We start from the raw sequence: 17,561 nt of genomic DNA, 5'->3' as shown, positions 1-17,561 counted from the left end.
AAGCATAAGCAACTGCATGGTTGCTTGATAACGAATCCGTACCCTGCAATCTCATGATGCCATCATCCGGTTTCCAGTTTCGTCAGCATGGAGTGAGTCGCTATAAATTAAAGCGGTATCCGACGCCCCAGATCGTTTCTATATATTGCGGTTTGGACGGATCCAGCTCGATTTTCTCCCTTAATTTGCTAATGTACACGGTGACGGAAGCCAGGTCGCCCAGTGAATCCATCCCCCAAATTTTCTCAAACAGATCATCTTTCGTGAATACCCGATTCGGATGCAAGGCCAAAAATAACAGCAAATCGTATTCCTTGCCGGTTAACGACAGTTCCGTGCCGTTCACCGCTACCTTCCGCGACATCTGATCGATGTACAAGCCGCGGATCTGCAGCTCCTCTTTGTTGCCCGGCCGGCTCTGGCTGGTCAGGCGTTCATAGCGGCTCAGATGCGCTTTGATCCGGGCCATCAGTTCGCCGAGGCTGAACGGCTTGATCACGTAGTCGTCGGCTCCGAGGCCCAGTCCGCGAATTTTATCGATATCTTCTTTTTTGGCGGACACCATCAAGATCGGGATATCCTTAACCTCCCTCACCTGTCGGCAAATTTCATACCCGTCCACGCCCGGCAGCATCAAATCAAGCAGGATCAAATCGTAATCCCCCGCCAGCGCCAGCTTCAGCCCTTGATCCCCGCTCGCGGCGAGGTCCGCGGCATAACCGCTCGCCTGCAAATAATCCCGCTCCACTTCGGCAATTACGGGGTCGTCCTCGATAATTAAAATCCGCTTCATCCCGGTTCACCGCCCTTCCGTTTATCCGCTGTTCGCGGCAGCGTAAAAGATATCGCCGTGCCTTCGCCGACCTCGCTGTCCGCCCGCACGCTCCCGCCGTGCCCCTCCACGATCTGCATGACGATCGCGAGTCCCAGCCCGCTGCCTCCGCCCACGGTGCTTCGGGACGATTCCGCGCGGTAAAACCGCTCGAATACCTTGGGCAGCGCTTCGCCGCCGATGCCGGCCCCGTTGTCCCGAATGCGGACGATCGCCTCCCGGGGGCTCGCATCAAGTTCGATGCTTAGGCGTTTTTCCGCCTTATCCATATAATGCAAACTGTTGTCGGCAATATTCATGATCACGCGTTTCAGCTTATCCCGGTCGGCCGTCACCAATAGCGGTCCCTGCGGTTTCGCGTCAAATGCGATATCCACCGCGGCGAAGCGCGGGTCGGCTTTCAATTCCTCGCTGCAGTCCTGCAGGAAGCCGTAAAGATCCACCCGTTCGAAATCAAACGGCAGCCTCTTTAAGTCCAGCTTGGAGAACAGGAACAGCTCCTCGATCAGCCGGTCCATGTCGGCGGCTTTTTGCCCGACCATGGCGATGTATCTGTCGCGTTTCTCCTCCGTATCGGCGATGCCGTCGCGCAGTCCCTCTACGCAAGCTTTGATCCCGGTGATCGGCGTTTTGAGGTCGTGCGAGATGTTGGAGATCAGCTCCTTGCGGTTTTCTTCGTATTGCAGTTGCAGATGAATGGAATGCTTCAGCCGCTCGCGCATTTCCTCAAAGGCTTCCCCTACTTCGCCGAATTCGTCCTTGCGCTGCATGTGGAGCGGCTGGTCCAGCTCGCCTTCCTTGATGCGTTCCGCCGCCCGCTTTAACGTATACAAAGGACGGATGATGCTGCGGGACACGAAAAAAGTCAGCAGAAGGTTGGTAAAGGCGACGATGAGCAGCAGCGAAAGGAACAGGATCGGCATTAACCGCGACATTTTACTGAACAAAGGATTCAAATCGGACAGCAAATACAGCGTGCCCGGACTTTGGTCGGCAAACGTAAAATCGACCCGCTCGGCATTGTACCTTCCGTCTACTTCTGGCTCTCGCTCCATCATGCCCTGCCAGTGCCGGTCGGGATCCGTGCCGACCTGGGCCAACTGCGCCTCCAGCCCCGAGCGGTCCACGCCGGAGGAAGCGAACGCCACTTGCCCGTTCCTGACGATAACCAGGCCGGCTTGCAGCTTCTGCAGCGTCTCGTTGGTTTCCGATAGAAACGATTGGTCTGCCAGCAGCTCGGGATCGTGTTCGGCCACAAATTTCACGCCGTTCATCAACTGCTCCCGCTCGTTGATCGTCTCCCAAAACGCCGATAGCGTATGGCCATGAAACCGGAAACCTTCTTCCCCGCCTCCGGCAGGCTCCCCGCCCCCGAAAAAGGCGCGCATCAACACGACCCCGATCACAAAAGTCAAAATAATGGGGATGAGCACCATCGCGATATAAGAGAAAATCAACCTGAGCCGGATCGTCATATGCGGAAAATCCTTTCGTTTGCTAAAATGCCTTGCGTTCGAAGCGGGAGACGCTGCCTACATATGCCATCATACTATAAGCGAGCAAAATGAAAAACGACTGCAGCAGCTTGCCCGCCGGCGCTCCGTCTCCGGACCACAACGTATGCCAATCCGTATAGGAAAACGGCGACCATAAGGCCAGCGGCGGATAGAGGACCGGCAGCAGCTTGGCGGCAACATAAACGAGCATCATGCAGCCGAGCGCCGCCGCACTGTTCGTAAAATACAGGGCGATCCACGCGCCAATCAGCCCGACCGCCAGCATCGGCATTACGGATACCGCGAAGGCGATCGAACCGTCGGCCCAATCTTGCAAAGGATCGGCGGACGGGACGAGGAAGCCGCAAACCGAAGAAGCGATCCATGCGGCGGCCAACATGAGCGCAGCGGACGAGACCAGGGCGAGCGCTTTCGCCGCATACAGCTTCGCGCGGGTTACCGGACGCACCAGCGTCAGCTTCATCGTACGCGCGGCCGTTTCCCCGGTAAACAAGTCGACGGCCGACATAAACAAAAACAGCGGCAGCAACAACCCGGTCAACAGGTTCAGCGTAAGCACGGATACCTGGCCGCCCAACACCGCGGTGAATCCGACCGCGCGGTCGAGGATGGTGACCGCGAGCGTGATCACGATCGGGACAAGGACCGCCAGCCCGAGCATGGCCTTCGTTCTTTTCCGCAACCAGAGCTTCTCCGTTTCATTATGCCAGCTTGCCAGCAAACTGCCCATGTTCTTCAGCTCCCTTCTTCGCCTGGATGGCTTCCAGGTAGTAATCCTCGAGCGGCATTCCCGGCGGAACCAATTGGAATCGATTGCCGCAGCGCACGAGGTCGCCGTGATGGATAATTCCGATCTTCGTTACGATCGGCTCCAGATGGCTTAACATATGGCTGGAGATGAGAAAACCGATCCCCGCTTCGCGGGCCAGCCGTTCGATCGTTTGGCGCAGTTCCACCATGCCTTCAATATCCAGCCCGTTGGTCGGCTCGTCGAGAATGACCAGCTTCGGATTCGGCAGGAGGGCCGCAGCCAACGCCAGCCGCTGCTTCATCCCCAGCGAATAATGTTTGGCCCGCTCGTTTTTGTAAGGCGCAAGGCCGGTTTGCTCCAGCACTTCGTCCACTCTTGACTGCGACAGCTGCGGATAATATCTGGCCGCCTGCCGCAAGTTCTGCTTCCCGGTCATATAGTCGTAGGCGTCCGCCGCTTCGATCACGCAGCCGACCTGATGCATCGCCTGCTCGAACTGCGCAACCAAATCATACCCGAACAAGCGTATCGTCCCTTCATCGGGTCGGCACAACCCGGTGATCGTTTTCAACAGCGTCGTTTTGCCGGCTCCGTTTTGCCCGAACATCCCCATGATTTCGCCTTCGCCCACGTCCAGGCTGATTTGGTTGATTCCCCGCTGATTCCGGAAACGTTTGGTCACCCGGTCGACTTCCAAGATAGCCTCCATCGGTCTTGCTCCTTTCTGTCATAGAGAATGACGCCGGGCCGCAGCCCGGCGTTCCAACCTCTTCCTAGCGTTCTCTGCCTAGCGTTGCCAATGCGGATGATGCGCTTCCCGCTCGATCGTCTCCACTTGTTTGCCGGTCAGATCCACGGTTTCGGGCGTCGTCTGGCCAAAGCCGGACAAATCGAAATCGATGGCGATCACCAGCTCGTGCCGGTTCCCTTCGGCATCGGTTCCGCTCACCTTGATCTGCCCTTGCTGCTGTTCCACGTATTGATCCGGGCTGATCTCCGCGTCAATCCGGATGTCCTCGACCTTCACGTCATCCGTTAACGCCGGGAAGTCGAAATCCGCCAGCGACGGATGCATCTTCATCATATCCTCGTCGTTGGACATCATAGCACCGCCATGGCCCATAGGCATATTCCATCCTCCATCTGCCGCCATCCGGTCGGCCGAGGTCATATGGCCTGCCGCCATGGAACCCACGGCCTGCACGATCGCCGGAATTTGGCTGCCGGACAAATGCAGGGAAGCCTGCTTATTGCCGGAAGGCAGCTCTTCGACCGTCGCCAAATCCTTCAGGTTGCCCATCAAGGCCTCCATCAGTTGCTCCGCGTGCTGCGGCGGCTGGGAGTCGCGATCTTCGAAGCTTCGCTCCTCTTGGCTGAGCGGAAGGACACGATAGACCTCCGAGTCATCGCCGGCGAATACCATCTTGCCGTCTTGTTTGTAGATTTGGAAGGATTTCGTTTCCGACGTTCCGGTCACGGCCACCTCTCCGCTCATCGCATTCGTCTCCTTGTTCAGCTTCATCTCCAGGTCGGCGCTCAAAATCTTCTTGCCGTTGTCGGTCACTACGATACTGCCCTGGTTGGTAAAGCTCGTCGCCGCATAAGTATGCTTGATCGCGGATTTGTACGTTTCGTACCCGGAGGTTCCCGCCATGGCGGACAAACCGCTGGCCAGCAGCAAAGTTGCTCCAACGCCGAACACGGTTCCCCGCTTGATCCATTTTTTGTTCATCTTCTTCTTCCTTTCCCGCTTGTTTTTTTGTCCTACGGACATGCGGAAAGCCCGGCCAGCCGGCACGCACCGGCGCTTTCTCTATTTAAGCTTAGCTCCCAGGTCTAAAACGCTTCTAAACAAAATCTAAAAAAAGTGTAAAAAAACCAACCCCAAGTCGCTATGCTTGACTCAGGGTCGGCTAGTGGATCCATTCACTACTTCTTCTTATTCATTTCCGCAAAATATGTCGGACTGAGTTCTGCCACTTGAGCCAGCGGCTGCCGCAAATCGTTCCCAATCGTCAATCGCCGCTTCTCGCCGTTGCCGCGACCCGGTCGATCCGGTTCGTCCAGATCCAGCCGGAGAAATCCGCAGGCAGGCGCTTCAGGTCCTCCGCCGTATCGAAGCCGCTGGAGAAATCGCTGCCGTCATCGCCGACAACAATCACGCGGGTATTCGCTTGATCCATCCGGTTCAGGAACTTATCCGGCCAGCCCCAGATCCACGGCGCGATTGTCTCGGGGATGTGCAATTCGGTGTTTCGGCAAGCCTCCGGAATGTACCCCGTCCAACCGGACGCCTCGTAGGATAGCAGGCATTGCTTGAGGGTCGCTTTGGACATGACCCGCAGATCCGGGATTTGCCCCTTTAAGGCCGCGATCGGCCGGTCTCCGCCATAAACGGTCAGCAAATCGCGTTCCTCCTTCGTTAACGTCGAAAGATAGTCCGCCAGCTGTTTGCCCTCACTGGGATCGTCGCTTTTGATGTGCAGCAGGAACGTTTTGCCGGGAAAATGGCTCAGAACCTCCGGAAGAGACGGCATCAATCCGACGCCTTTGCCTCGAAACGGGTACGTTTTCCCTTGATCCGCCGTATACCCGTAGCCGATGTCCACCATTTTCAGCTCGGCCATCGTATAATCTTTCGTCATACCCACGGCATTGGTGCGGCAGTCCAGCGTCCAATCATGGAACACGGCAAACTGCCCGTCCTTGGTCGGCTTCAGGTCGAGCTCCACCATATCCGCGCCAGCCTTGAAGGCCGCCTCCATCGACGGCAGCGTATTTTCCAGAAATTCGTGTTCCGGTTCATAAATCCGCTCGGCGGTGCAGGTATCGTTTTCGATTCCCTCCATCGGAAAGGTTTGAGCCAGTCCGCGGTGAGCCAGCAGTTTGGCTCCCCCGCTGCGTGCAGTTGCAAGATGAGACGTATTGTTCAAATAGATGAATGCTATAAAGACCAGCAATATCCAAAACGATTTTCTTCTAAGCAGTTTTTTGAATAAGTTCACTCCGGTTCCCCCCGTTTACGGCACAGCTCCTATTCTTTTTCTAAAATATATCCGCTGCCCCGGATCGCATTGATCTGGAACGTGTCGCGCCCGTATTTTTTGCGAATCCGGTAGATGAGTGTCGTCAGTTCGTCGATCGTCACGTCAGGCAGCCCGTCCGGGCCGGCATTGCGGTCGTACCACACTTTTTGCTTGATATCCCGGATCGTGACCAGACGGTTCGGATGCTCGTGCAGCAGTTGCAGCAGCAAGAACTCCTTCTCGGACATCGCGATCCGGACGTCGTCCACTACGCATTCCCGTTTCTCCCAGTGGATCGTCACCGAACCCGACATCGTCTCCTCCGGCTGCGTCAAGGCGCCGAACGGCTCAAACTCCAGCGTCTGCTCCCCGGGCGAATAAGAAAAATGCAGCACGCTCGTGCCCCGCGCCAGCTTCAGGATATCGTTCGTTTCCAGCACGTAAGGCGCGTGCGGGATCATCCGCACCCCGTTCAGCTCCGTGCCGTGACGGCTGCCCAAATCATAGGCGACCGCGCGCCCCTCCTCCTTCCGGATAGCCAAATGCCTCCGGGAAATAAAAATGTTCGTAAAAGCCATATCCGGCACAGTGTCCGAAGAGGCGCGCCCGACTTCAGTCACGTTTTGCTCCAGATTCAGACAGGTACCGGGGCGGTACGGATCCCCGCGAAGAATATAAATACAGGCAAAAGTCTCCATCCTGTTTTCCCTCCATTTGCGATCACTTCATCATCTTATCTTAATGGAAGGGCGAAGAACATGGCAACCGGACTGACATTATCCTCACAACAGGCTGATGAAACGGGGGCGAGCACCCCCTCATTTTTCGATCCGGGCTTTTCTGTTATCATAGGATGAGGATCAAAACCGAACGGAAATACGAACAGAGGAAAGGAAACGAACTATGAGCTTTCAGTTAACGCAGCGCGTGATTAAATTGTTATGCGGCCGGATCGCCTACGAACGGGGAGAAGCTTACTACCGGACAGGCAAAGTGAACTTTCTGCGGATCGATCACGGCTCCCGCGTCTATGAAGCGACGGTGTCGGGAGCAGGCCATTACCATGTATCGGCCCAAATCGATCAACACGGGGACGTGCACGCGGAATGCAACTGCCCGGCTTTTTATTCCTACAACAATTACTGCAAACATATCGCCGCGGTACTGCTGGGCATCCATGACATGCTGCAAAACGGCAAGGCGCCGGTACGGCCCTACCCTTCGTTGCTCCACACGTCCCGTCTGAACGAGGAAGGGCAAGGCGCGAACGGCGATTTCTGGAGCGGCGGCCGAACCGCCGCTCCCAAGGGCAAAGCCGGCGACATCCCTTCCCGGGACATCTGGATCACCCGCGACATGATGCGCTTGTTCGAAGAGCAAGACCAGCCGCCGCTGCGGGCCGGAGTCCGCTTCGATCGCCGAACGCCGCTCGAAGCCGAATTCACGCTGCGCCCGTTTCCTTACGGTTACCGCAAATACATGTTCGGCCTCGAGCTGAAGGTCGGCCAGAAACGGCTGTATATCGTCAAGAACATCCGGGATTTTCTGGATAAAATTCACCGGCGCGAGCCCTACAGCTTCTCCAAGCATTTCAGCTACGATCCGGAACGGCACAGCTTTGCTCCGGCGGACGAAGCGATCTTGCAGAAGCTGGTAGAGATCCAGCGCAATGAGCAGATGTATCAAGAGACTCTTAGCGGATATTCGGCGCGTAAGCACCATGGCGTCGGGGATCGGCTGCTGCCAGTGCCGCCGTTTTTCTGGGACGGGCTGCTGCCTTTGCTTACGGAGGCCCCCATCGTACTGCTGGAGCAGGATGGCCGGATTTGGCCAGAGCTGACGGTGTCGAAAGAGCCGCTGCCGCTGCGGTTCGACCTGGGACAAGCCGAAGGCGACGGCTTTCAGTTCGCCGTTCACGGTCTGGATGACGTGACCGTCATGGAAGCCTACGGCGTCGTCCTGTCGGAGGGGAAGATCATCGCGCAGCCGCCGGCGCAAACCCGCCGGCTCGCGGAAATGAAGCATATGCTGAGCACGGCCCGCAAGCAGCATGTCATGATTCCGCCCGAGCAAATCGAGCCCTTCGTCGAACGGGTGCTACCGGGACTGATGAAGCTCGGGCACGTGGAAATCGAGGAAACCGTCGCCGGGCGAATGGTTCGCACCCAGCTCAAAGCCCGGCTGTACCTCGACCGGATCAAGGACCGGCTGCTTGCCGCATTGGAATTCCAATACGGGGATATCGTGTTTAATCCGCTGGAAGAGCACGGCCCGAAGCGGGGGACCGACCTCATTCTGCTGCGCGACGGCGAGCGGGAGCGTCTGATCCTCGACCTGATGGACGGCGGCTCGTTTGCGAAGACCGAAAGCGGTTATTTCCTCGACGACGAAGAGGCGGAATACGACTTTTTGTACGCGGTCGTCCCCGAGTTGGAAAAGCATCTCGAAATCTATGCCACTTCCGCCGTCAAAACGAGGCTCATCACCGACCTGAGACCCCCGAAAATATCCGTGGAGCTCGACGAGCGGACCGACTGGCTGGAATTCCGCTTCAGCATGTCCGGGATCGGCGAATCCGAAATCCGCGGGTTGCTGCAGGCGCTGGAAGAGAAACGCCGGTTTTACCGCTTGCCGAACGGATCGTTAATGCCGCTGGAAAGCGCTGAATTCCAGGAGATCGTCAGCTTCATGAACGAATTCGGCATTCGCCAAAGCGAAGTCCAAGGACCGGAATTCAGGCTGCCGGTGATCCGCGGGCTGCATATCAAGGATGACCGTGAGCCAAACGGAGCCGTGAGACTCGGCAAATCGTTCCGCCAACTGCTGAATAATTTGCAAAATCCCGATAACCTAGACTTTCCCGTTCCGCCGCTGCTCGCCTCCGTGCTCCGGGATTATCAGGCGCACGGCTACCAATGGCTGAGAACGCTGGCCCATTACCGCTTTGGCGGGATTCTGGCGGATGACATGGGACTCGGCAAAACGCTGCAAAGCATTGCCTTCATCGTGTCGGTGCTGCCGGAGATCACTGACACCGGTCAACCGGCTTTGATCGTCGCCCCCGCCTCCCTGATGTACAACTGGAGAAACGAACTGACGAAATTCGCGCCTGACATCAAAGCGGTCATCGTCGACGGCGGCAAAGCCGAGCGGGTTCGTACGCTGCGCGAGGCGTCGGACGCCGAAGTGATCATCACCTCGTATCCCCTGCTGCGCCGCGATATCGAACAGTTTGCGGAGCTGTCGTTCCATACGCTGATTCTCGATGAGGCCCAAAGCTTCAAGAATCATGCCACCCAAACGGCGCAAGCGGTCAAAAGCCTGCAAGCCAGACATCGATTCGCGCTGACCGGGACGCCGGTGGAAAACTCGCTGGAGGAGCTATGGTCGATCTTCAGTGCGGTATTTCCGGAATTGTTTCCAAGCCGCCAGGCGTTTAACGATTTATCCCGGGAGACGGTGGCCAAGCGCATCCGCCCGTTTCTGCTTCGCCGCTTAAAGCGCGACGTGCTTAAGGAGCTCCCGGACAAAATCGAATCCTTGCAGCCCTGCGAGCTGCTGCCGGAGCAGAAGAAGCTGTATCTCGCTTATTTGGCGAAACTGCAGCAGGAGACATTAAAGCATTTGGACGCGGATACCTTTGGCCAAAACCGTATCCGCATTTTGGCCGGCTTGACCCGGCTGCGCCAGCTCTGCTGCCACCCTGCCCTTTTCGTGGACGGCTATGAAGGGGGCTCCGCCAAATTCGATCAACTGATGGAGATGATCGAGGAATGCCAAAGCGCGGGCAAACGCGTGCTGATCTTCTCCCAGTTCACGGAGATGCTCGGATTGATCGGCCGCGAGCTCGGGTACCGGGGGATGCCGTTCTTCTATCTGGACGGAAGCACCCCCTCGGCCGACCGGGTTGAGCTGTGCGACCGGTTCAACGAAGGCGAGCGGGATCTGTTCCTCATTTCCCTGAAAGCCGGCGGCACCGGCCTGAACCTGACCGGCGCGGACACCGTTATCTTGTACGATTTGTGGTGGAATCCCGCCGTCGAGCAGCAAGCGGCCGACCGGGCCCACCGGATCGGGCAAAAAAACATCGTCCAGGTGATTCGTCTCGTCGCGCAAGGCACCGTTGAGGACAAAATGTACGAGCTTCAGCAGAAGAAAAAGAACCTCGTCGAAGAAGTGCTGAAGCCGGGCCAGGAAACGTTGTCGGCGTTGACCGAGCAGGAAATCCGCGAAATTCTGATGATCCAGGACCTATGACAAGAGGACTTCCTCCGCTGCGATCTGCGGAGAAAGTCCTCTTCTTTACTTTCCGTTCGTTTGTTGGCGGCTATTGGCCGGTTACCTCGAATTCGTACAGCGAGTAACCGTAAGGCGTTCCCCGCTCCAGGCCCAGCATCCTGACGTACCTGGCGGGCTGCGGCGTCAGCGGAATTTCATCGAAGCCCCCGTTCCCGTTTGCGGTGGAATAGACCTCCGTCCAATGCTCCGGGGAACCGCTATCGGTAGAAATTTCGATCTTGTACCGCGTGGCGTAGGCGTCCTCCCAGCGAAGCTTGACGCCGGTAATCGGCTGAACCGAACCGAGGTCGACGTAAATCCATTCCGGATCGGTGCCTTCATGGCCCGCCCATCGGGTCATGTTGTTGCCGTCCACCGCTTTTTCCGGCTCAAAGCCGACGCCTTCGATCGTACTGGATGCGGCCGGCTTGTTCAAAGCCAAATTCGGTGCCGTCGGCACCGTCTCCCTGCTTGGCTTCCACCAGTTGCCGGAGATGAACAGCAGGTTCAGCAAATTATAGCTGTCGCTGAAATAATCCTCTTTCTTATTCTTCATCCAATCCCAACCGGCATTGACCCACGCCTGGTTGTTGCTGTCGGCGGTTCCCGCAGCGATGAACGGCGAGACGAATACCGCCGTCGCGTATCCTCCGACGGCCGTTCCGTCCAGCTTGTAGCCGTTTTTGACGTTGGCCGGCGAACCGCCGGTCTTGCCCTTAATCCAAGCGGTTAGTTTATCGGCGATCGCTTTCCCCCTCGAATCGCCGTATAAAGCGTAGTCCATCACGATGCGCAGCGGAACCCGGCTGGCGTTGTAGTAATAAAGGTTCGTTTCCTTGAATTCGTCCAGATACCACTCCGGAGCCGGTTTCGGCGGACTGCCGACGACAAAATCGGAAATCAGCCCGGTGTTTGGCGAATAGGAAGCGCTAAACTGCTGGTATATTTGATATAGATTATCGATGGCATGAATCCACGTTTCGTCGCCGGTGACCTCGTAGAAGGCGCGCAGATGGCTGAGCATCCAGTCCGAAGGGCGGGTATTGAGCGCATCCTTCGCATCCCAATCTCCCAGGTTCAGCCGGTATCCGGTTGTCACGTAGCTGGCTTTGATGCCGTCCGTAATCATCTTCTTGGCTTCCTGCAAATAGTTGACGGCTCCGCCGGATCCCCATTGGTTATGGGCCAAAATCAAGGAATAAGCAATGTCTAGGTCGCCGTCGGTGGCCGACCCGAAATGGCCCTGCGCCGCTTTGCTGTCGGCTACGACCCAGCCCATCAGGTTGGGATTGCCCGAGCTTTTGTAAGCGCGAGCCGTTTTGAACAATCCGTCGTAAATCGCCCGGGCGTTCGGATCGTGGCCGGCCATCAGGACGGTAATGATCATCCCGTAACCCTGGCCCTCGGAGGACCCCAGTGCGACGAAGCCGTCGGGATCGCCCGTAATATTTCCTTTGACATAATACCCGCCGGGCAAAGAATTCAGGTTGTTCTTGAGGTAGGTCACTTTCCAGTAATCGTAGTAGGAAGCTACGGCCTGGTTCATCGCCGCTTGGGTGACGTGACTGGGCTTAATAACGCCCGGATAACTTACCTGTTGCGGGAAAGGCTTCAGTTCTCCGGCAGCGGAGGCCGGTACCGCCGGACCCAGTGCCCCGAGCGGGGTTAACAGGATCAGGCACAGCAAATACAGGCAAACCCTTTGAAGCTTACCGGCTGCGTTTGCAGCCTTTGTCCTTGTTCGTTGCATCATCATTCCTCCTCGAATCGAAAGTGCAAATCGGGCTTTCGTCTTACGTCGGAACTACGGGAAGTGAAGCGGCAAGGATGTCCTTAATTGTATTTTATTACAAACCAGTATCAATATAAACCGAATCGGCCCTCAGTGAAACATGATGTTTGTAATCGCTCCGATCGGGACACGATAAATAAGGTAAAATGACCACAAAAGCACAGACCTAAGGAGGATCAACATGGAACATCAGAATGGGCAAGCATCCCGCGACGAATCCAAGCTGCGCAATAAAATGGATCATCAAGGCGACTCGCTCGCAGAGAAAAAGAAGATGGAAAACGGCGTAGACATCGAACCGGAAGCCGATGAATGGGTAGCCAAACCGGTGCCGTTTACCGATTCCGGTTCCGCAAATTAACGCACCTTCCATTAATGCATCCGCAGGGCCGATCAGGCTGCTGCGGATTTTTATTCGCCGGGGTCTTGGCAAAGCAACAGGATAATTGCGGATGATCGCGAATACTCTTGTAGCAGAATGGGGTTATTGCCAAAACTGATCAGGGAGCGTGAATCTATGGAAGCGTTTGCGAAAGACCTGTTGAAAGGAAAAGTGGTTCTGATTACCGGCGGAGGCACGGGGCTTGGGCGGTCGATGGGCGAACGTTTTCTGCGGTTGGGCGCGCGCATTGCCATCTGCGGTCGGCGCGAAGACGTATTGCGTGCAGCTGCCGAAGAGATGGCCGAAAGCGGCGGCGAGGTGTTTTGCCGCAGCTGCGATGTTCGCGATCCCGAGCAGGTACGGGAATGCGTCGAGGCGGTTTGGCGGCACTACGGTTCTTTGCACATACTCGTCAATAACGCCGCCGGCAACTTCATCAGTCCGACCGAGCGTTTATCGCCAAGGGCCGTCGACGCGGTGCTTGGCATCGTCCTGCACGGGACATTTTACATGACACTGGAGGTAGGCAAACGCTGGATCGATCACGGGGAGCCGGGGACGATACTGAACATCGTCACTACCTACGCCTCGACCGGCTCGGGTTACGTCACTCCGTCCGCGGCCGCCAAGGCCGGCGTACTGGCCTTGACCCGTTCGCTGGCCGTCGAGTGGGCGCCGTACGGCATCCGTCAGGTCGCCATCGCCCCCGGCCCTTTTCCGACGGAAGGCGCTTGGTCCAGGCTCTCCCCTACGCCGGAGCTCGAGGCGAAAATGCTGGGACGCGTCCCGCTCGGCCGCACCGGTCGCCCGGAAGAGCTGGCGGACTTGGCCGCCTTCCTCGTCTCAGACGCCGCCGGATACATCAACGGCGACGTCGTCACGATCGACGGCGGCGAATGGCTGCGGGGCGCCGGTCAATTCAACGATCTCGCCGAAGTTACGGGCGAGCAGTGGGACCGGCTGTCCGAGCTGACGCGCAAAGGCAAATGAATTGGTTGGACGGGGTGGCTGGCATCGGGGAGATTCAGGCGATCCTCCGATCTTCCTCCTCCTTCCGCTTGTTTTTGCGGATCAGCATCAGGATGAATAACAGCGCCGGCAACCCGATTTGAAAGATCGGGAACCATTTCAGGACCACGTCGATGCCTACCCACAAATGATGTGCGAAATTGGGGGAAGCAAAGGATGCGCCGTAAATGGCCATTCCAACCGGAGCAACCCACCTTTTGTAAGGGGTGCCGGAGATTCTGGACCCTCCCACGACTGCCCCGATGTAAAACAGGAGCAGCTTGGTGCCCAGTCCGATGAAGAGGACGATTACGAATAAAATGTCCATTCTTTCGAACACTTCGACCAGTTCGATCAGTTGAACGACCTGCAATAGCGGGAACGTCACCGTATCGGCGAGCGTCGGCCCCAGCACCAGTACGTTTATTTGGTTGACGGCCATCAGGAAAAGGGCCGTCAACCAATAAGTGAGCACTAGCGACCTTCGCATTTTTGTCCCATTGCGGATTAACGGAAAAAAAACCAGGAACAGCACCGTCTGCCCGAACGGGAAGGAAATGACGTCGGGAATGTTTTTCAAAATCGGACGGAATCCGTTCTCCAGGACGGGAAGCATGTTCTCGAAACGAACCAAGCCTACGCCGGCAATCATCGAAACTAGCAGCAAATAGCTCACCACAATGAACGGGACCAAGGCCAGACAGCAAAGAAACACGACATGCGGCCCGTACCTGACGCTGTTGGCGATCACGAGAATGGCGATCAGCATGATCACCCCCAGCGGCGTTCGATTCAACAGCATATAGGCGGCCAATTCGCCTAAATCCCTAAGGTTGCGGGAAGCCTCGTAGGCGAAGTAAACCGCAAACGAACCGCCGATGGCCGTGCCCGCTGCCTTGCCGAAATAGACCCGGCACAGCTCGAACAAATCCCGCTCCGGATCGCGGCGATGAATGGCCAAATGCAGCAGCAGATACAGCAAGCCCGCAATCGCGGCGATGAGCATAACGAGCCAGGCATCCTGCTTCGCTTCGGTGCCGATTTGGAACAACGTGGTGCTGCCGATTTCAAACAGCGCGAAGCCGGCAAGAAACTCGGCAAGCCGGCTTTTCTCGTATTTCATGACCTTCCCCTCTTTCTTATGGACCGTCCCCCGCCCCGGTCCGATCCAGCACGGAATCGAACGATTTCTTGGTCAAACCGGGCCGCTGCATTCTTACCTTCACCCGAATTTCCAAATCGATCCGGGTCAGTTCCTCGTCCCAGTTTTTTTGCAGCTCCTTCCAAGCCTTAGGATCGTTGCGATGAATTTTATCGGCAAATCCGGGCAAATCGACCCGAAGCTTCCGGCTTGCTTCCCACCCCGTCTCGATCGCTTCCACGATTTCCGCCGCCACCGCTTTTTCGATACTCCGAATGCTATGGGGCTTGGACAGATCTTCCCGGCACACATATTCCATCAGCAAATCGCCTTTTGCTTCCGTTTCGACGCGCATGTTGAAATGCGCACCTGCCTTGACCGGGGTCACCCGGGTCTTTGTGCTCGTGATCCGAACGGTCCCATCCGTCTCCTTGGCCTCGCCGCCGGAGCAGGAAAACGAAATGGTGCTCCCCTTCACCTGATCCGTTAGCCAGGCGATACCGAAGCTTTCATTACGATTAAGGTATCCCACCAACCGGTCGCCATGGAACACGCCTAAACGGTTAAGCTTCATTTTGACGGGCGGGGAGGTCGTTTTGTTAATGTCCAAAGACTCCAGCGCTTTCGCATTCCCTTCCGTGACGATAACCTCGGGTACGCCGGCCGTTTTTGCATCCGAGACCAGTTTTTGCGCCAATTGGTATACCTTGACGACGGGGAAATACGAGGAAAAACTGTTTTGTTTCCGCAAAATATCGGCCAAGGCCGTCCCCGGGATTTTCTCGGGAGGCACCATTTTGCGTAAAATATCGCCTGCTTTCCCGTCCGTAAGGGTGACGAGCACGGTTTCGCGGGCGTCGATGTTGCGGAAATACAAATCGAGGATCTGACTGATTCCCGACTCGGCCGCTTCTTTTCCGATCACCAGAATGTCCGTATGAGCGAAATACAACCGCCGCGGGTTCTCCACGTAACCGCGGTCGGCCGCTTCGCGGATCGTCTTCCCTTTCGTGGAGAACACGTAAACGCTAGGCTGTGAGCCTCCGCCGGTGCTTCCTCCGCCTTGGCTCGCGCCGGTCGCCGAAGGGACGATGACCTGGTAGGACAATTCCCATTCGTCTCCGGTGCGGTCGAAGCCCGTAGCGACGGTGATGCCCAATTCGTTCAGCTCCATGCGGTTCCAACAGCCGGACACGGCAAAACATATGATCACGAAGGCGCAGCACAACAATAAACGGCGCATTGGCATTCTCCTACGGTTCAATCTTGCCCTCGTCCGGGCCGGGGCCTTGTCTCACTTTGTTTTCGAGATTGATATACGATGGGCGTTTGTTCATTTTCGGCCAAGGCACGCGGATAAACACGTCCTTCATGTTGGATAGGCTGAGCGGCGCGATCGGGAGGAAATAGGGAACCCCGAACGAGTTCAACGAAACGAGATGAACCATTAGCGGTATCACGCCTGCAAGAATGCCGTAAAGCCCGAAACTACCAGCCAGAAGCATCAGGCCGAATCGGATCAAGCGCACCGCCGCCGACATGCCGAACGTCGGGATGACGAAATTGGCGATCGCCGTAAACGATACGATAATGACCATGGCTGCGGATACAAGCCCGGCTTGAACGGCGGCTTGGCCAAGGACCAAGGCGCCAACGATCGAGATAGCCGGCCCGACCACTCGCGGCATGCGCACCCCGGCCTCCCGAATCACCTCGAACGTGATTTCCATCAACATCGCTTCCAGCAGCGCCGGAAGCGGCGTACCTTCGCGCTGGGCCGCCAAACTGATCAGCATCGTCGTAGGCAGCATTTCCGGGTGAAATGTCGTTACCGCGATATAGAATGACGGAAGCAGCATGGCGACCAAAAAGGCAAATAAGCGGATATTCCGCAAAAACGAGGAGATGTCATACCTTTGATAATAGTCCTCGCTGGACAGAAAGAACTTAAAGAACGTCACCGGACAAATGAGAACAAAGGGACTGCCGTCGACCAGGATGGTGACCTGTCCTTCCAGCAAGCTTCCCGCGGCGGCATCAGGCCGTTCCGTGTTCAGGATCGTCGGGAACGGCGTAAACGAGCGGTCCTGGATAAATTCCTCGATATAGCCGCTTTCCAGAATGCTGTCGGTATCGATGGCATCAAGGCGCTTCAACACTTCCTCCAGTACAGGGGGATGGACGATTCCCTGGATATAGGCAACTACCACCCGCGTTTGCGTGTACGAGCCGATGATCCGGTTTTCGAACCGCAAATCCGGCGTTCTCAGCTTTCTGCGGAGCAGCGCCATATTCGTGGACAACTCTTCCGTGAAACCTTCTTTTGGACCGCGGATCACCGTCTGGGAGGACGGTTCTTCGACGGACCGCCGGGAGCCCCCGGGAATGGAAGCAATCAGCGCCCCTTGCACGCCATCGATGAGAACGGCCGCCGCTCCCGCTAAAATCCCGGCGATCATCTCTCCCTGGGAGCTCGCCTGCTGCACATTGCCCGTAGTAATCGAGTTGGCTAGCTCCCCGGCCGGATGTTCCGTGCATTCCTCCGGGATGCCGCCTTCGATATCGCCGATCAGTTCACTTAACAGCTTTTGATCCACCAAGCCGTCGATATAGCAAACGAGGAGATCCGCTCTCCCCGATTCCCGGCCGACGAGCTTACGGACGACGACGTCCGGGCTGTTCCCCAAGGCTTCCCTGATCAAAGCGACCTTCTCGTCAAGAGACGGCTCAAGCGGCCGATCCGAAGCCTCGCCTTTGCTTCCCGACTTGGCGGAATCAGGTGACAACTTGTGTCGGGTATGGTGTGGTCGATTTCGTTTCGCTCTTCTCATCAC

General features: G+C 56.8%; 14 protein-coding genes and 1 pseudogene. 3 read left to right on the top strand and 12 right to left on the bottom strand.

Translation table 11 applies throughout. The annotated features are described in order from the left end of the window. Positions 1–100: 100 nt before the first annotated feature. The 7 genes from ACQ4N8_RS18180 to ACQ4N8_RS18150 all read right to left on the bottom strand — a co-directional run bounded on the left by ACQ4N8_RS18180 (position 101) and on the right by ACQ4N8_RS18150 (position 6,824). Positions 101–793, bottom strand: a complete 693-nt coding sequence (locus ACQ4N8_RS18180; protein ID WP_430705769.1) for a response regulator transcription factor — start codon at positions 791–793, stop codon at positions 101–103. Further along, positions 790–2,307: an ATP-binding protein gene (locus tag ACQ4N8_RS18175; RefSeq protein ID WP_430705768.1), complete on the bottom strand. Its 1,518-nt coding sequence runs from the start codon at positions 2,305–2,307 to the stop codon at positions 790–792. The genes ACQ4N8_RS18180 and ACQ4N8_RS18175 overlap by 4 nt, the downstream gene beginning before the upstream one ends. Before the next feature lie 22 nt (positions 2,308–2,329). Beyond that, positions 2,330–3,079, bottom strand: a complete 750-nt coding sequence (locus ACQ4N8_RS18170) for an ABC transporter permease (RefSeq protein WP_430705767.1) — start codon at positions 3,077–3,079, stop codon at positions 2,330–2,332. Next, a complete protein-coding gene (locus ACQ4N8_RS18165) occupies positions 3,051–3,809 on the bottom strand; it encodes an ABC transporter ATP-binding protein (RefSeq protein ID WP_430705766.1) in 759 nt (252 codons plus the stop codon). The genes ACQ4N8_RS18170 and ACQ4N8_RS18165 overlap by 29 nt, the downstream gene beginning before the upstream one ends. 78 nt (positions 3,810–3,887) lie before the next feature. Continuing rightward, positions 3,888–4,832, bottom strand: coding sequence for a hypothetical protein (locus ACQ4N8_RS18160; RefSeq protein WP_430705765.1), 945 nt, complete (start codon positions 4,830–4,832; stop codon positions 3,888–3,890). Positions 4,833–5,115: 283 nt separating this feature from the next. Then, positions 5,116–6,105 (bottom strand): glycerophosphodiester phosphodiesterase family protein, encoded by a 990-nt coding sequence (locus tag ACQ4N8_RS18155; protein WP_430705764.1) that lies wholly within the window; start codon positions 6,103–6,105, stop codon positions 5,116–5,118. Between the two features lie 29 nt (positions 6,106–6,134). Further along, the gene (locus ACQ4N8_RS18150; protein WP_430705763.1) at positions 6,135–6,824 is read right to left on the bottom strand and encodes an FHA domain-containing protein; all 690 of its coding nucleotides are present in this window, start codon (positions 6,822–6,824) and stop codon (positions 6,135–6,137) included. A gap of 205 nt (positions 6,825–7,029) precedes the next feature. Between ACQ4N8_RS18150 and ACQ4N8_RS18145 the strand changes: the two genes are divergently transcribed. After that, a complete protein-coding gene (locus tag ACQ4N8_RS18145; RefSeq protein WP_430705762.1) occupies positions 7,030–10,383 on the top strand; it encodes an SNF2 helicase associated domain-containing protein in 3,354 nt (1,117 codons plus the stop codon). A 70-nt stretch (positions 10,384–10,453) separates the two neighbouring features. Here the strand turns inward: ACQ4N8_RS18145 and ACQ4N8_RS18140 are convergent, their stop codons facing one another. Both ACQ4N8_RS18140 and ACQ4N8_RS18135 read right to left on the bottom strand, forming a co-directional pair. Beyond that, positions 10,454–10,864 carry a discoidin domain-containing protein gene (locus ACQ4N8_RS18140; protein WP_430705791.1) on the bottom strand — a complete coding sequence of 137 codons (411 nt, stop codon included), beginning with the start codon at positions 10,862–10,864 and terminating at the stop codon, positions 10,454–10,456. 12 nt (positions 10,865–10,876) lie between these two features. Continuing rightward, a pseudogene (locus tag ACQ4N8_RS18135) lies at positions 10,877–12,034 on the bottom strand (glycosyl hydrolase family 8); the annotation flags it as partial. 343 nt (positions 12,035–12,377) lie between these two features. On the opposite strand from ACQ4N8_RS18135, the gene ACQ4N8_RS18130 reads away from it, so the two are divergent. Both ACQ4N8_RS18130 and ACQ4N8_RS18125 read left to right on the top strand, forming a co-directional pair. Continuing rightward, a complete protein-coding gene (locus tag ACQ4N8_RS18130) occupies positions 12,378–12,557 on the top strand; it encodes a hypothetical protein (protein ID WP_430705761.1) in 180 nt (59 codons plus the stop codon). A gap of 156 nt (positions 12,558–12,713) precedes the next feature. After that, entirely contained in the window at positions 12,714–13,568 is an 855-nt protein-coding gene (locus ACQ4N8_RS18125; RefSeq protein ID WP_430705760.1) for an SDR family oxidoreductase, read from the top strand. A gap of 34 nt (positions 13,569–13,602) precedes the next feature. On the opposite strand, the gene ACQ4N8_RS18120 is transcribed toward ACQ4N8_RS18125, so the two are convergent. From ACQ4N8_RS18120 to ACQ4N8_RS18110, 3 genes are read right to left on the bottom strand one after another with little or no spacing between them, the layout of a single operon-like run. Continuing rightward, entirely contained in the window at positions 13,603–14,709 is a 1,107-nt protein-coding gene (locus ACQ4N8_RS18120) for a GerAB/ArcD/ProY family transporter (RefSeq protein WP_430705759.1), read from the bottom strand. Between the two features lie 16 nt (positions 14,710–14,725). Next, on the bottom strand, positions 14,726–15,970 hold the full coding sequence (locus tag ACQ4N8_RS18115; protein WP_430705758.1) for a Ger(x)C family spore germination protein: 1,245 nt from the start codon (positions 15,968–15,970) through the stop codon (positions 14,726–14,728). Positions 15,971–15,980: 10 nt separating this feature from the next. Beyond that, positions 15,981–17,558 (bottom strand): spore germination protein, encoded by a 1,578-nt coding sequence (locus ACQ4N8_RS18110; RefSeq protein ID WP_430705757.1) that lies wholly within the window; start codon positions 17,556–17,558, stop codon positions 15,981–15,983. Between the last annotated feature and the right edge of the window lie 3 nt (positions 17,559–17,561).

This window comes from Paenibacillus macerans (assembly GCF_050565405.1).
In the GTDB taxonomy this organism is placed as follows: domain Bacteria; phylum Bacillota; class Bacilli; order Paenibacillales; family Paenibacillaceae; genus Fontibacillus; species Fontibacillus macerans_B.
Note: the sequence above shows the minus strand (reverse complement) of the source record. Positions and strands in the feature narration are given on the sequence as shown.